Annotated in this window: 10 protein-coding genes, 1 tRNA gene and 1 riboswitch; of the genes, 7 read left to right on the plus strand and 4 right to left on the minus strand. The window is 73.2% G+C overall.

What is annotated here, in order from left to right; genetic code table 11:
* Nucleotides 1-412 precede the first annotated feature (412 nt).
* On the plus strand, nt 413-1,051 hold the full coding sequence (locus ACIP82_RS31530) for a bifunctional DNA primase/polymerase (protein WP_363603883.1): 639 nt from the start codon (nt 413-415) through the stop codon (nt 1,049-1,051).
* A 276-nt stretch (nt 1,052-1,327) separates the two neighbouring features.
* Here ACIP82_RS31530 and ACIP82_RS31535 read toward each other — a convergent pair whose 3' ends face one another.
* The 4 genes from ACIP82_RS31535 to ACIP82_RS31550 all read right to left on the minus strand — a co-directional run bounded on the left by ACIP82_RS31535 (nt 1,328) and on the right by ACIP82_RS31550 (nt 5,542).
* Entirely contained in the window at nt 1,328-2,314 is a 987-nt protein-coding gene (locus tag ACIP82_RS31535; protein WP_400658394.1) for a DUF5926 family protein, read from the minus strand.
* A 147-nt stretch (nt 2,315-2,461) separates the two neighbouring features.
* Entirely contained in the window at nt 2,462-2,836 is a 375-nt protein-coding gene (locus tag ACIP82_RS31540) for an ATP-binding protein (RefSeq protein ID WP_400658396.1), read from the minus strand.
* 393 nt (nt 2,837-3,229) lie between these two features.
* The gene (locus tag ACIP82_RS31545; protein WP_363603887.1) at nt 3,230-4,054 is read right to left on the minus strand and encodes a glycerophosphodiester phosphodiesterase family protein; all 825 of its coding nucleotides are present in this window, start codon (nt 4,052-4,054) and stop codon (nt 3,230-3,232) included.
* A gap of 81 nt (nt 4,055-4,135) precedes the next feature.
* On the minus strand, nt 4,136-5,542 hold the full coding sequence (locus ACIP82_RS31550; protein ID WP_400658399.1) for a purine-cytosine permease family protein: 1,407 nt from the start codon (nt 5,540-5,542) through the stop codon (nt 4,136-4,138).
* 88 nt (nt 5,543-5,630) lie between these two features.
* A riboswitch (TPP riboswitch) is annotated at nt 5,631-5,780 on the minus strand.
* 255 nt (nt 5,781-6,035) lie between these two features.
* Here ACIP82_RS31550 and ACIP82_RS31555 point away from each other — a divergent pair.
* The 6 genes from ACIP82_RS31555 (at nt 6,036) to ACIP82_RS31580 (ending at nt 13,707) form a co-directional block, all read left to right on the plus strand.
* Nucleotides 6,036-7,901 carry a S1C family serine protease gene (locus tag ACIP82_RS31555; RefSeq protein WP_400658401.1) on the plus strand — a complete coding sequence of 622 codons (1,866 nt, stop codon included), beginning with the start codon at nt 6,036-6,038 and terminating at the stop codon, nt 7,899-7,901.
* 60 nt (nt 7,902-7,961) lie between these two features.
* Nucleotides 7,962-8,049 (plus strand) — tRNA-Ser (locus ACIP82_RS31560).
* A 227-nt stretch (nt 8,050-8,276) separates the two neighbouring features.
* On the plus strand, nt 8,277-9,269 hold the full coding sequence (locus tag ACIP82_RS31565; RefSeq protein ID WP_400658403.1) for a peptidoglycan-binding protein: 993 nt from the start codon (nt 8,277-8,279) through the stop codon (nt 9,267-9,269).
* 211 nt (nt 9,270-9,480) lie between these two features.
* Nucleotides 9,481-10,311, plus strand: coding sequence for a MerR family transcriptional regulator (locus ACIP82_RS31570; RefSeq protein ID WP_363603892.1), 831 nt, complete (start codon nt 9,481-9,483; stop codon nt 10,309-10,311).
* 224 nt (nt 10,312-10,535) lie between these two features.
* Nucleotides 10,536-11,900 (plus strand): FAD-binding oxidoreductase, encoded by a 1,365-nt coding sequence (locus ACIP82_RS31575; protein WP_400658405.1) that lies wholly within the window; start codon nt 10,536-10,538, stop codon nt 11,898-11,900.
* A 1,024-nt stretch (nt 11,901-12,924) separates the two neighbouring features.
* Complete coding sequence (locus tag ACIP82_RS31580; RefSeq protein WP_400658407.1) at nt 12,925-13,707, plus strand: pyridoxal 5'-phosphate synthase; 783 nt, start codon at nt 12,925-12,927, stop codon at nt 13,705-13,707.
* The last annotated feature ends 95 nt before the right edge of the window (nt 13,708-13,802 follow it).

Raw genomic sequence — 13,802 nt, forward strand, 5'->3', positions numbered from 1 at the left:
GGAGCCCGTACGGCGGGCGCGTCCGGTTCGTACGCGCGCCGGTCGGCCTCGGACGGCATGGAGCTCCGGGAGAACGGGCAGAACCGTCCTGACGGCTCCGGCGGCCGTCCGGATCGTATGCTTTCGCCGTCCGTCGGCCGGGCTGGCCGGAAGACACTCACTCGTACGGTGGAACCAACCGCCCCCGGGCGGCGTCCATCCGGTCGCGTACGGGATTCTCGTTCCAAGGGCTGTTCTATTCCGCGGTCCTTCAGGTCGTGCTCCACACCGTGCTTCACGCCCGTCACGCCGTTCGTCCGTCCTGCCGCCCGGCCCCGCCAGCATCGCGCCTTCGCGGGGCCCGCACGGCGCTTCCCGACGTACGCCGGCGGGCTTTGAGCGAACCGAGCGGTCACGGAAAGGAACGAGCGCCATGCGTGAGAATCCGAGGGGCCGGTCATCGGCCCGTTCCGCCCGGCTGGCCGCCGCGCTGGCCGCCGCCGTGGACCATCGCTGGCCCGTGGTGCCGGGCGCGCTGCTGACTGCCGGGCAGTGCTCCTGCGGGGATCCGGGCTGCGCCGTCCCCGGTGCCCACCCGCACGACCCGCCGCTGCTCGCGGCCACCACCGACGCCCGGATGGTGCGCTGGTGGTGGGAGCGGCAGAGCCCGGACGCGCCGGTGCTGGCCGCCACCGGCGGGGTGGTCTCGGCGGTCAGCCTGCCCGCGGCGGCCGGTGCCAGGGCGCTCGCCTACCTCGGCGCGCTGCGGCTGCCGCTCGGCCCGGTGCTGGCGATGCCCGGCCGGTACGCGATGCTGGTCGCCCCGTACTCGCTCGACGTGCTCGGCGAGATGCTCGCCCAACTGCCATGGGTGCCGGGCTCGTTGCGTTATCACGGGTCGGGTGGGTTCCTGCCGCTGCCGCCCGGTGGCGGGTCCGGCGGGCGGGTGCGCTGGGTGCTGCCGCCGCGGCCGGCGGCCGGCGGCGGGGTCTGGCTGCCCCAGGTCGGTCCGCTGCTGGGGGAGTTGGTCGAGGCGACGGTCCGGCTGGACACCGGCCGCTCGGCGTACTGACCGGGTGCGGCGGGGTCGTGCGCGAGTGATCGTGTACGGCGGGATCGTGCGGGCGGACCAGCCGCTCGTGCGCCGTCCCGTGCGCCGGCCGCACGCGGGCGGCCGTTCGGGAAAACAAAAGATCCGGTCGCTGGCGACGGGGGATGCACCAGCGACCGGACTCTTTAGACAGTAACAAGGATCCGCGCCCGCGCCAATTTCCAAGGACCCTTCCCCGCCCGGAAATTGCGGTCGGCGAGGGGTAATGTGACGCGTATCACCCGATCCTGGTCGCCTTTAGTTCAAGGTGACCTGACGGTTCACCAGGTTTGCCCGGGCGCGCCGCTCCTCGGCCGTCAGCGGGGTGTTGTCGGCCAGCGTGGCGGCGAGCCGCTCGGCGAACTCGGCGGCCGGCTTCTCGCAGTCGGCCGCCGTCATGGCCACCGGCAGGTCCCAGACCGGGACGGTCAGCCCGTGCGCGCGGAACGAGCCGACCAGGCGGGTGTCCGGGCCGACCGAGGACTGGTCGGCGGCGGTCAGCCGGGCCAGCGCGTCCAGCAGTTGCTCCTCCGGCACCGTCATCACCCAGCGCAGGTGGTTCTTGTCCGGAGTGCCGCACCAGTAGGCGGAGTCGACGCTGCCGAGCTTCTCGGTGGGGATCGCCGAGGCGTTGGCGCGCTCCAGCGAGGCGGCCACCTCGCCGGTGGCGGCCTCGGCGTCCTCCAGCCAGAACTCGAAGCCGGTGTGCACGGCCGGCGTGAACCCGGCGTCGAGGTCCAGCAGATCCTGCAGACGGCGGCCGCCCGGGACGGTCCGGCGGGCGGGTACCGGGGTGCCCGGCTCGGTGGCCAGGGCCAGCTCCAGGGCGTCCGCGAGGTCGCGGCTCAGGTCGCCGGAGGCGGACTGGGTCTGCAGGCCGAGCAGGATCGAGCCGTCCGGGCGGCGCAGCGCGGGCCAGGCCAGCGGCAGGACGGTCGCCAGCGTCACCGACGGGACCTCGCCGTTGGCGGCCTCGGCCACCCCGGCGGCCAGCGTCAGCGGCACCGTCGCGGCCGGCACCAGCTCGCGCAGCGCGACCCAGTCGGCCTCGCCCGGCAGCCCCTCGAACGGGCGGTGCACCAGCTCCTGCACGGCGTGCGAGGCATCCCGGCCGTGACACGCCTTGTACCGGCGGCCGGAACCGCAGGGGCAGTTCTCGCGGGCCCCGACCACGGGGATCTCGCCCGTGGCGGCGGTGGTGGACTGGCTGCGCTGCGGCGCCTTCTTGGCGGCCTTCTTGCCCATGGTGCGGCTCTCCCGGGGACGGTTGTGTTGTGCTCCGGGCAGCCTACTGACGTTCCCCCGGCGCGTGGACACACGTCGGGGCGGGGCGTGGGTGGCGGCGCGCGCGGACGGGGCGCGGGGGCGCGCGGACGGGCGGGTCCGGCCCGCTCAGGCGCTGCGGGCATCACCGCCGGTCCGTCGGGCGTGGCGGGCCCGGGCGGGCAGTGCCGCCCACACCGTCACTTCGCCGGGAGCGTCGCGCACACCCCAGTCGCTGGCCAGCTGGCCGACGATGCTCAGGCCGCGGCCGCCGCGCGAGGTCAGGGACGGGCCGGCGGGCGTCGGGCGGGTCTGCGCCCCGCCGTCGGTGACCTCCAGCGTGAGGATCCCGTCCGCGTGCATCTGCCAGCGCACCAGGACCCCGCCGTCGCCGCCGTCCGGCTGTGGGTGCGCGGCCGTCCTGGCGCCCTGGCCCGCGGTGGGGACCCCGACGAGCACCTGGTCCACGACCTCCGCCCGGGCGCTGCGGCCGAGCGCGGGCAATGGCCCGAGCGGCCGCGCATAGCGACAGGCATTACTCAGCAGTTCGGAAAGGATCAGAACAGCATCATCAATGACCGGTTCGGGTATCTCCCGGTCGCCCAGATCTCGACGCAGTCGGCGCCGTGCGACCCCGACACTCGCTGGGCCGTGCGGCACTGCCATGGTCGATGAAGTCGGCACTTCACGCGCCACCATCAACGCCACCCCCGGACCTCCTTCAGCGTATGCCGAGGGATGGATGCCCCTTGGTAATGCGTCGGAAACGACTGCGGGGCGATCCCGCGCGGACATTTCAAACCGCGCGACCCAGGGTGGGCGGCAGGTGATTCCGTGCTCACCCTCCGTCGTGAAAACGCATAATTTCCGGCAAAAATTGTCGGCAGCAGGTTTGGTTCACCGGCCGAGCTGGGCGAGGACCTCGGCCGGGCGGTTGGTGATGATCGCCGACACCCCGAGCTCCAGGCACAGCTCCACGTCGGCCGGCTCGTCCACGGTCCAGACGTGCACCTGGTGGCCCAGCTCGCGCAGTCGCGTCACCAGCCGCGGCCTGGCCCGCACCAGCTCGATGCCGGGCCCGGCGATCCCGGCCCCGCCCGGCAGCGTCGCGCCCGGGCGCAGCCGGCCCCGCAGCGGCAGGCCGCGCTCGAACAGGAACACCCTCGGGTACTGCGGCGCGGTGGCGGCCACCCGGGCGAGCGCCAGCGCGGAGAAGCTCATGATCCGGGCCTGCGGGCGGCCGTCCGCGGGGTCTCCGGTGATCTTGAACCGGTCCAGCATCCGCAGGAGCTCGGCCTCCACCCGGCCCCGGAAACGGACCGGGTGCTTGGTCTCGATCGCCAGGTCCACCGGGCGTCCGCAGTCCGCGACCAGCTCCAGCAGGCTCTCCAGCCGCAGAACGCCCCGCAGCTCCGGGTCCGCGCTCGGTGCGCCCGTCTTCCAGGCGCCGAAGTCGTGCGCCTCCAGCTCGGCCAGCGTCATCGCGGACACCGTGCCGCGGCCGTCCGAGACCCGGCCGATCCTGCGGTCGTGCACACAGACCAGATGTCCGTCGGCCGTGACCCGGACATCGCACTCGACCGCGTCGGCGCCCTCGGTGAGCGCCCGCCGGTAGGCGGCGAGCGTGTGCTCGGGCAGCGCGTACGAGGATCCGCGGTGGGCGATCACCTGGACGGACGGCGCGGTGCGCGCCGCCGCCGGGGGGAGGTCGGGGCTGGTCACACGTCCCACGATAGGCGGCGGAAGTGACGCGAAAACGAAGACGGCCCCAACCTGAGGGGCCGTCTTCGCGTGGGGGGCGGATCAGTCCCGCGCGTCCCGGCGGGTCAGCGGGGTGAGCGCCCAGGTGGCCAGGGCCGGCACCAGGAAGCCGAACAGCGAGGCCGAGGTCCACTCCTGCGGGGTGAAGTGCAGCGCCCCCTGGACGGAGGTCCAGAAGTCCGTCCACCAGCCGGCGATCGCGGTCGGCGCGATCAGCTGGTAGACGACGAAGCCCAGCGCCCACGGCAGCAGCATCAGCCGGCGGGACGGCGCGTCGGCGGAGAGGTTCCAGCCGCGCCGGCCGGCGCCGAGGAAGTAGTCGACCGCCAGCACCGCGAACATCGGCACGAACACCGAGCCGATCAGGCCCAGGAAGGCGTAGTAGGAGTCGGTGAACTCGGTGATCTGCAGGGCCAGCACCGTGATCAGCAGCCCGGTCCCGCCGGTCAGCACCCGGCGGTCCACCCTGGGCAGCAGGTTGTGGACGGACATCGCGGTCGAGTACACGTTGGCGAAGGACTGGTCCGTCTCGCGCAGGACCAGCACCAGCAGGAACGCCCAGCCGGCCCAGACGCCCAGGAAGGAGTCGAAGATCCGGTCCGGGTCGCCGCCGGACTGCAGCAGCGCGATCAGGCCCAGCACGTAGCACCAGACCTGGGCGACGGTGTAGCCGGAGAAGCTGCCCCAGAACGCGGCGCGCGGGGTGCGCGAGTGCCGGGTGTAGTCGGCGGCCAGCGGCACGAAGGAGATCGACACCGCGATCATCGCGTCGGTGGCCTTCAGGAAGCCGTGCCAGTTGCCCGCGCCCGGGTCCGGCACGCCGTGCCGGCCCAGCTGGACGGTGAAGTACACCATCGCGACCGCGACCGCCCCGGCGACGAACCGCCGCAGCACCGCGATCGAGCCCAGCGGCCAGATGGTCAGCGCGGTGGTCAGCGCGCCCGCCAGCAGGACGAAGGCCCAGCGGTAGCCCTCGGTGTGGACGACGGTCTGCGCGCCCATCGCGATCACCAGCAGCTCGTACACGCCCCAGCCGACGCACTGGACGATGTTCAGCACCGTCGGCACGTACGAGAGCTTCGTCCCGAACAGCCCGCGCAGGTTCGCCATCGCCGGTGCGCCGGTACGGGCCCCGATCAGGGCGGCCACACCGAGCATCGCGGTGCCGACCACGGTCCCGGCCGCGATCGCGGTCACGGCGGCGGCCAGGGAGAGCTCGCTGCCCCGCGCGCCCAGCACGGTGGCGGCGGTGGTGAAGCCGATCAGGCTGACGCCGAGGTTCATCCAGAGCGCGAAGTGGTCGCGGAAGCGGAGCGTGCGCGGCGGCTCGGTGTCCAGGACGAGCGGCGCCTCGACCCGCTCGGACCGGTCCGGCCGGTCCAGGACGGCGGTGGCCGCGGCGGCACCGGTCGCGGTGGGGGAGCCGGGCACGGCGGCGGAACCGGGCACGGGGGGACCGGCGTCGGAGTGAACGGTCGTGGACGGTTCGGAGAAACCCTTGGACGCGGGCGCGCCCGAAGAAGAGGATGGCGAAGCAGGCGGCATGGCCGATACTCCCTACGCCGGCATTACCCGGACAGGTTCCGGCGGTCAGCGCCCCCTCGACGGTCCGCCCACGGACGTCGTGGCGTACGGTCGACCAGCGCACTCTCAGCCTGGGAAGGTCCAAGCTCCCGCGTGTCAGTTGTGAGCGACAGGCTAACCGGCACGGGGGTGAACGCCAAGGCCAGGCGCTGGGCGCCCCGGCCGCGAGGGACATCCGGCGGCGGTGGGCGAGCGGCCGGTGGGGGTGGTGGTTCGGGGGCGTTCGGCCGGGTTTCCGGACGGGGCCGTCGGGCCTGGCTAAGGATTCTTATGACTTCTTCAGAAGGGTCCTTACGGCAATCGAATCGAGTGTGCGAAAAACTATGCTTCTTGGTCCTGTCAGCTATGGAGGTCGTCCGTGAGCACCGAGCGCGAGGTTGGGTCCACCGGGCCGCAGGGGGAACAGCCCTCCGGCGGCCAGGGGGTGGTGGGTCCCGCTCATGACGGTCCGGCGCAGCAGTCCGCGTCCGCCGCTGCCACCCCCGCACAGGCGCCCGCCGACCGGACCACCACCGACGTGGCACCGGCGGTGCCCGCCGCGCCCGCCGCTCCGGCGGCCGGCGGATCCACGCCGACGCTGGCGTTCAGCAAGATCAGCGCCCCGGCGCCGGCCGAGGCACCCGCCGCGGCCGCGGCTGCCGACGCTCCCGTGTCCGCGCCCGCCCCGGTCGAGGCCGGCCACCCCGGCCCGGGGTACATCGACGCCCCGCCGCCGGTCGTGCCGCCCGCCCCGGCGGGGCCGCCGGCCGCGCCCGCCACGGCGCTCGCCGAGGCACCGGCCCTGCCGACGGCGCCCGTCGCGCCCGCCGTCAACCCGTACGCCACCACGGGCGCCCCGGCCGCCGCGGCGCACGACCCGTACGGCGCCCCGGCCGCCGCGGCGCACGACCCGTACGGTGCCCCGCCCGCCGCAGCCCACGACCCGTACGGCGCCCCGGCGGGCCCGCCCGCGCAGCAGCACCCCTTCGGCGCGGGCCAGCCGCTCGGCGGCTGGGGCCCGCACGACTCCTCGGCCGGCGGCGCCGGCGGTCCCGGCCACCCCGGCGGCCCGCTCGGCTACCCACCCGAGTACCCCGGTACGTCCGGCCCCGGCGGTCCGCGCAAGAAGCGCGGCGGCCTGGTCGCCCTGATCGCCGCCGTCGCCCTGGTCGCCGGTGTGGCCGGCGGCGCGCTCGGCGTGACCATCGCCGACCGCAACGACAACAGCGCCAGCTCCGCGAACGACCGCCGCAGCACCACCGTGCAGGCCAACAGCCCGGAGAAGAACGAGCCCGCCCCCGGCTCCGTCGCCGGCATCGCGCAGAAGGCGCTGCCCAGCGTCGTCACCATCAAGGCGCAGGGCAACGGCGAGTCCGGCACCGGCACCGGCTTCGTCTTCGACACCGAGGGCCACATCCTCACCAACAACCACGTGGTGGCGCCCGCCTCCAACGGCGGCAAACTGACCGTCAAGTTCGCCGACGGCAGCTCCTACAACGCCTCCGTGCTCGGCCGCGCCGAGGGCTACGACGTGGCCGTGGTCAAGCTGGACAACCCCCCGAAGGGGGACAAGCTGACCCCGCTTCCGCTGGCCGACTCCGACAAGGTCAACGTCGGCGACTCCACCATCGCCATCGGTGCCCCGTACGGCCTGGAGTCCACCGTCACCACCGGCATCATCAGCGCGAAGGACCGCCCGGTCGCCTCCGGCGACGAGACCGGCGCCCAGTCCTCGTACATGAACGCCCTGCAGACCGACGCCTCGATCAACCCCGGCAACTCCGGCGGCCCGCTGCTCGACTCCAGCGGCGCGGTGGTCGGCATCAACTCGGCGATCCAGTCCAACGCCTCCAGCACCGGCCGGGCCGGCAGCATCGGCCTCGGCTTCGCCATCCCGATCAACCAGGCCAAGTGGGTCGCCGAGACCCTGATCAAGACCGGCAAGCCCGTCTACGCCAAGCTCGACGTCCTCCGCAACGACGACTACAAGGGCGACGGCGCACAGATCCAGACCCGCGACATCCAGGGCACCCCGGCCGTCACCCCCGGCGGCGCGGCCGACAAGGCGGGCCTCAAGCCCGGCGACGTCATCACCAAGCTCGGCGGCAGCCCGATCGAGAACGGCCCCGCCCTGGTCAGCAAGATCTGGACGCACAAGCCCGGCGAGACCGTCGACGTCGAGTACACCCGCAACGGCCAGACCTTCAACACCAAGGTCACCCTCACCGAGCGCGTCGGCGACTGACCCCGTCCCCGAAACCCTGTGCACCGAACCCCGCCGGACCCGTTAGGCTGACCTCCGCCTGGAGAGCTGCCCGAGCGGCCTAAGGGAACAGTCTTGAAAACTGTCGTGGCGTGACCCGTCACCGTGGGTTCGAATCCCACGCTCTCCGCTGGTAGGAGAAACCGCCTGCTCAGGGCGGGTGTTGGCCCCAGGCCGACGCCCGCCCTTCGCGTTTTCCACCGGGGTGGAGGCGGTGGGCCGACCGTGGGCCGGGGGCGGCGGGTTCACCTGAACGGGGGGTTTGGGGTGGGGGCGTCCTTGTGGGTGCGGCGAGGGGGCGTGTGCCGGGGGTAAGGGGCGGACTGCCCTGGGAGTGGGCCCGGCGAGGAGACACGGATGGCCTGGTACCCCGGCGCTGAGAAGATGGAGCTTCAGCCCGAGTCGGACGCGCAGCCGGCGATCGTGCCGACGCAGGTGATCTTTCACAGCATGGCGGCGCCCTGGACGCCGCGCCGCATCTACGAGTACTGGCGGGACTCGACCAGCCTGGAGTCGCACTTCGGGGTCGGCTACGACGGCGGCATCGCCCAGTACATCGGCACCCAGACCCGGGCCGACGCCAACATGGCCGCGAACCACCGGCCGGACGGCACCGGCGCGGTGAGCATCGAGTCGGCCAGCAACGACCAGCACACCGATCCGTGGACGGCCGCGCAGATCGGGACGTTCATCGCGGTCGGGGTCTGGCTGCACCAGCGGCACGGCATCCCGCTGCGGGTCTGCCGCACCGCCGACGACCCCGGTTACGGCTTTCACCGGCTCTTCCCGGAGTGGTCGGACGGTGGCACCGCCTGCCCCGGCGACGCCCGGGTGCAGCAGTTCCACGGTCTCGTCCTGCCGGGCATCGTGGCCGGCGCGGGCGGTGCTCCGCCGCCCCCGTCCCGGTCGACGCCGGGGCCGGCCCGTTACCGGGTGACCATCAACGGCCTGGAGTACGGGTACGGCGCGCACGGCCCGCAGGTCCGGCAGGTGGGCGACGCGCTGGTGGCGTCCGGGCACGGCTCGCACTACACGGCCGGTCCGGACGAGGACTGGCGGGACGCCGACACCCTCAACTACCAGGACTACCAGCTCAGTCTGGGCTACGCGGGGGCCGCCGCGGACGGCGTGCCGGGCGAGGATTCGCTGCGCCGGCTGCTCGGCACGCTGCCCTCGCCCCGGCGCGTCTCGGTGGCGCACATCGTCGCGGCCGCCCGGACCGACCCCGGCGCCGAACAGGGCCACCGGACGTACGGACCCGAGGTGCGGATCGTCGAACAGGCGCTGGCCGACGAGGGGTACCTGGAGCAGCGCTGGGTGGACGGCTCGCTCGGCACCAGGACGGTGTAGGCGTACGCGGCCTTCCAGCGCAGTCTCGGCTACTCGGGCGCGGACGCGAACGGGATCCCCGGTCAACGCAGCCTCCAAGTGCTCGGCCGGCGGCGCGGGTTCGACGTCACGGACTGAGGCGGCATGGACCGAGGTGGTGAGGACGGCGGCCCGGCCGTGGGTGCCGGTGCTTGACCATGACACGGTGTGAGGGTCTGCACTGGGAGCCATCATGTTCAACATCGGAGACTTCGCCAAGCACGGCCGGGTGTCGGTCCGCATGCTGCGCCACTACGACGCGATCGGCCTGCTGCGTCCGGCCCGGGTCGACCGGGCCAGCGGCTACCGCTTCTACGAGGCCGCCCAACTCGCCCGGCTCAACCGGGTGATCGCGCTCAAGGACCTCGGCTTCACGCTGCAGCAGGTGCGGGACGTCCTGGACGAGCGGGTGGACGCGGCCGAGCTGCGCGGGATGCTGCGGCTGCGGCGGGCCGAACTCGCCGCGGCGATGGCGGCGGACGCCCAGCGGCTGACCCGGGTCGAGGCGAGGCTCCGGACGATCGAGAGCGAGGGGACCATGTCCGCGCACGATGTCGTGGTGAAGCGGGTGCCGTCGGTGCGGGTGGCCGAACTGACGGCGGTCGCCGCGAGCTATGAGCCGGAGGACGTCGGACCGGTGATCGGCCCGCTGTTCACGGAGCTCTGCCGGCGGATGGCGGAGGCCGGGGTGGAGGGGGCCGGCCCGGCGGTGGCCCGCTACGAGGACGCCCCGGACGGGGACGGCGCGGTGCTGGTCCGGGCGGCGGTCCCGGTCGGCGCGGCCCCGGCGCCCGCCGGGGAGTGCGGCTTCGAGGTGGTCGACCTGCCGGTGATCGAGGAGGCGGCGACCATCGTGCACCGCGGTTCGATGGACGACAGCATGGGCTCCGTCCAGGCGCTGGCCCGCTTCGTCGACGAGAACGGCTACCGCTCCGCCGGATACGCCCGGGAGCTGTACCTGGAGTGCCCGGACGACCCGGCGGCGTGGGTGACGGAGTTCCAGGAGCCGGTAAGCCGCCCGTAGGACAGTGCCCCGGGGCGCGTACCCGCTCCGGCCGGCCGGGGTCCAGGCCGGCCCTGCTCGGGGCCCCGGGGGCCGCACCGCCGGTCCGGCTCTGAAACGTCCGAGCGGCGCACTTGCCCGACCACCGGTCGGCGGGCAGAGTGCGGACAGAGCGGGAAGCACGCGGGAAGAGCGCGTGCCGCGCGTGCGGCGGTGGCGCGACCGGGCGGCGATCGGAGACGGCGATGAGTGATCTGACGGACCGGCTGGCGCAGGGGCTCCCGCCCGGCGCCCTGGCGGTGGACCCGGATGTGATGGCCGCCTACAGCCATGACATGGCGGGCTTCTGTGTGGCCGGAACCCCCGCCGTGGTGGCCTTCCCGGAGACGGTCGAGCAGGTGCGGCACATCCTGCGGACCGCCACCGAACTGCGTGTCCCCGTGGTGCCGCAGGGTGCCCGCACCGGGCTCTCCGGCGCGGCCAACGCCGTGGACGGCTGCATCGTGCTGTCGATGGTGAAGATGAACCGGATCCTGGAGATCGACCCGGTCAACCGGATCGCGGTGGTCGAACCGGGCGTGGTGAACGCCGAACTCTCCCGGGCGGCATCCGAGTTGGGGCTGTCCTACCCGCCGGACCCGTCCAGCTGGGAGACCTGCACCATCGGCGGCAACATCGGGACCGGCGCGGGCGGGCTCTGCTGCGTCAAGTACGGCGTCACCGGCGAGTATGTGCTCGGGCTGGACGTGGTGCTGGCGGACGGGCGGCTGCTGTCCACCGGCCGCCGTACCGCCAAGGGGGTCGCGGGCTACGACCTGACCCGGTTGCTGGTCGGCTCGGAGGGCACGCTGGGTGTGGTGGTTAGGGCGGTGGTCGCCCTGCGGCCCGCGCCGGCACCGCAGTTGGCGCTGGCGGCGGAGTTCCCGAGCGCGGACACGGCGGGTGCGGCGGTCTGCGAGGTGATGGCGCGAGGCCTCACCCCGTCGCTGATGGAGCTGATGGACGCGGTCACCGTGCGGGCCGTCAACGAGCTGGGGCAGATGGGGCTGCCGGAGTCGACCCAGGCGCTGCTGCTGGTGGCGTTCGACGGGCCGGACCAGGTGGCCGAGCTGGCGGCGGTGGGGGAGATCTGCCGGGCGGCAGGCGCGACCGAGGTGGTGCCGGCCGACGACCAGGCGGAGTCCGAGCTGCTGCTGGAGGCCCGGCGGCTGGCGCTGCCCGCGCTGGACCGGCTGGGCACCACGATGATCGACGACGTGGCGGTGCCCCGTTCCCGGCTGGCCGAGATGCTGAACGGCGTCGCCGCGATCGCCGAGCGGCACGCGCTGACGATCGGCGTGGTGAGTCACGCCGGGGACGGCAACACCCATCCGATCGTCATCTTCGACGGCGCCGATCCCGAGGAGTCGGCGCGGGCGCAGCGGTCCTTCGACGAGATCATGGCGCTGGGGCTGGAGCTGGGCGGCACGATCACCGGGGAGCACGGGGTGGGGCTGCTCAAGCGGGACTGGCTGGCGCGTGAGCTGGGGCCGGTGGCGCTGGAACTGCAGCGGCAGTTGAAGGCGGTCTTCGATCCGCTGGGGATTCTCAACCCGGGTAAGGCGGTCTGATTTTCACCTCTCCCCATTTCCTTCTCTCTTCTGCCTGTGATGCCTCCAGTAATACTTTGGGATGGTCGCAGAATGGCTTGACATGTCGACATGGAAGGTCGACCGCACCCGTGTGCGGCGGGTGAATCGACGCCCGGTGTCCAGGCGCTGCGCCGGTTCACCCGGAAGGAGGCTACCGTCCGGGCAAAGCCCCAGGTGAGCGGCGCTGTATCGATGCGTTGTCCAGAGGGTGCGCCCGTTATTCATCAGAGGTTGGGATATCACGCAAACGGGCGAAAATTCCGGCTTGAGGTGGTGCTTTGTCGATTTGTTGCGGAAGTCTGTTCCTCGACGTCGCAGCCCGCAGGAGTTCGTCTGGGCGACGAACTCCGAGACAACGCACGAAGTACAGCTTTTGGGAGGCTCTCAATGGCTCGCATCCGCGATGACGGTTCCAACGGTGGCCAGAACACCACCGTCGTCTTCGCTCCGGTCTCCAACCGAATCCACTGATCCGAGCGAGGTCACGTCCGGCGGGGGCGCCGGACGTGGGCGGCCACAGGTGAGCTGAGCACCCGTGGCCGGGCTCGCAGCGGAGAAGCGAAGAAGCGAAGAAGACCGGAGCAGGATTCCAACCAGGGCCCGACGCGGAGTAACTCGACCAGAGGACTCGACGGAGAGCCCGCCGCACAGAAGTCGGAGAAGACAACTCGGACCAGGGAAGACCAGGGAACTCGACGCGCGGCTGTCACCGCGCGGAACCGGGTAGCGGAAAGGGTCACCGCGACCGGCCTGGTGGGCGGTGCCGATCATCGGCACCGCCCACCAGCACGTCCGGGGCCGCCTGTCGCCAAGAACCCGGGCGCACGGGCGCACGGGCGCACGGGCGCACGGGCAACGGGGCGCACAGGGCGCACAGCGAGGGCCCGCGCCCGAGCGGTCAGCCCACGGCGGTACGGTTGCGCTCCGACAGCGCACCCCGCGCCCGGGCCCCGACGGCCCGGCCGGCCGGGGCTGCGACCGAGGCGACCGGAGGGAAGGCACGATGGCAGCGGAGGAGGAGGGCCTGACCGGCCCGGGCGAGACCAGGCCCGTAGCCGGGGCGAACCCGGGAACCGACCCGGGGTCCGCGCCCCGGTCCGAGACCAGGCCCGAGCCCAGGTCCGTACCCGAGCTGCTGCTCGGCCGTCCGCCGATGGCCCGCCCGTTGCCGTCCTTCGACGCGGAGGCGGCCCCGGCGGAGCCCGGCCCGCTGTTCGTCGACTGGCTCGCCACCGCTCTCGCGGCCGGTGTGCTCGACCCGCAGGTGGTCACGCTCTCCACGGTCGACGCCGACGGCCTGCCGGACGCCCGGGTGCTGGTCCTGCGGGACGTCGACGCCTCCGGCACCGGCTGGGTCTTCTCGGCCGCCGCCGACAGTCCGAAGGGCCGCCAGCTCGCCGACCACCCGGCCGCCGCGCTCACCCTGTACTGGCCGCCGCTGGGCCGTCAGATCCGGGTCCGCGGCACCGTCGAGCGGGCCGCCGACCAGGTCGCCGCGGCCGAGTTCGCCACCCGCTCGCCCGCCGCCCGGGTCGGGGCGCTGGTCGGCCGGCAGAGCGAGCCGCTGGCCTCCCCGGCCGAGTACGACGAGGCGGTCGCGGTCGCCCGCCGCCGGCTGGAGGCCACCCCGGACACCGTCGCGGCCGGCCACGCCGTCTACACGCTCTGGGCGCACGAAGTGGAGTTCTGGCAGGGCGACAACGACCGCCGTCACGTCCGGCTGCGCTACACGCGGACCGGCCCGGTCCGCACCCCGGAGTGGTCGCGGACCCTGCTCTGGCCTTAGCTTGTCGTTTTACCTCCGGTGATCGGCTTGAGGTTGTTCGATCTGGTCACCCACATGGGGATCTGCCGGACACGGCGACGACCTCCGTTTCACGC

The sequence above is a fragment of the Kitasatospora sp. NPDC088548 genome (genome assembly GCF_044753005.1).
GTDB lineage: Bacteria > Actinomycetota > Actinomycetes > Streptomycetales > Streptomycetaceae > Kitasatospora.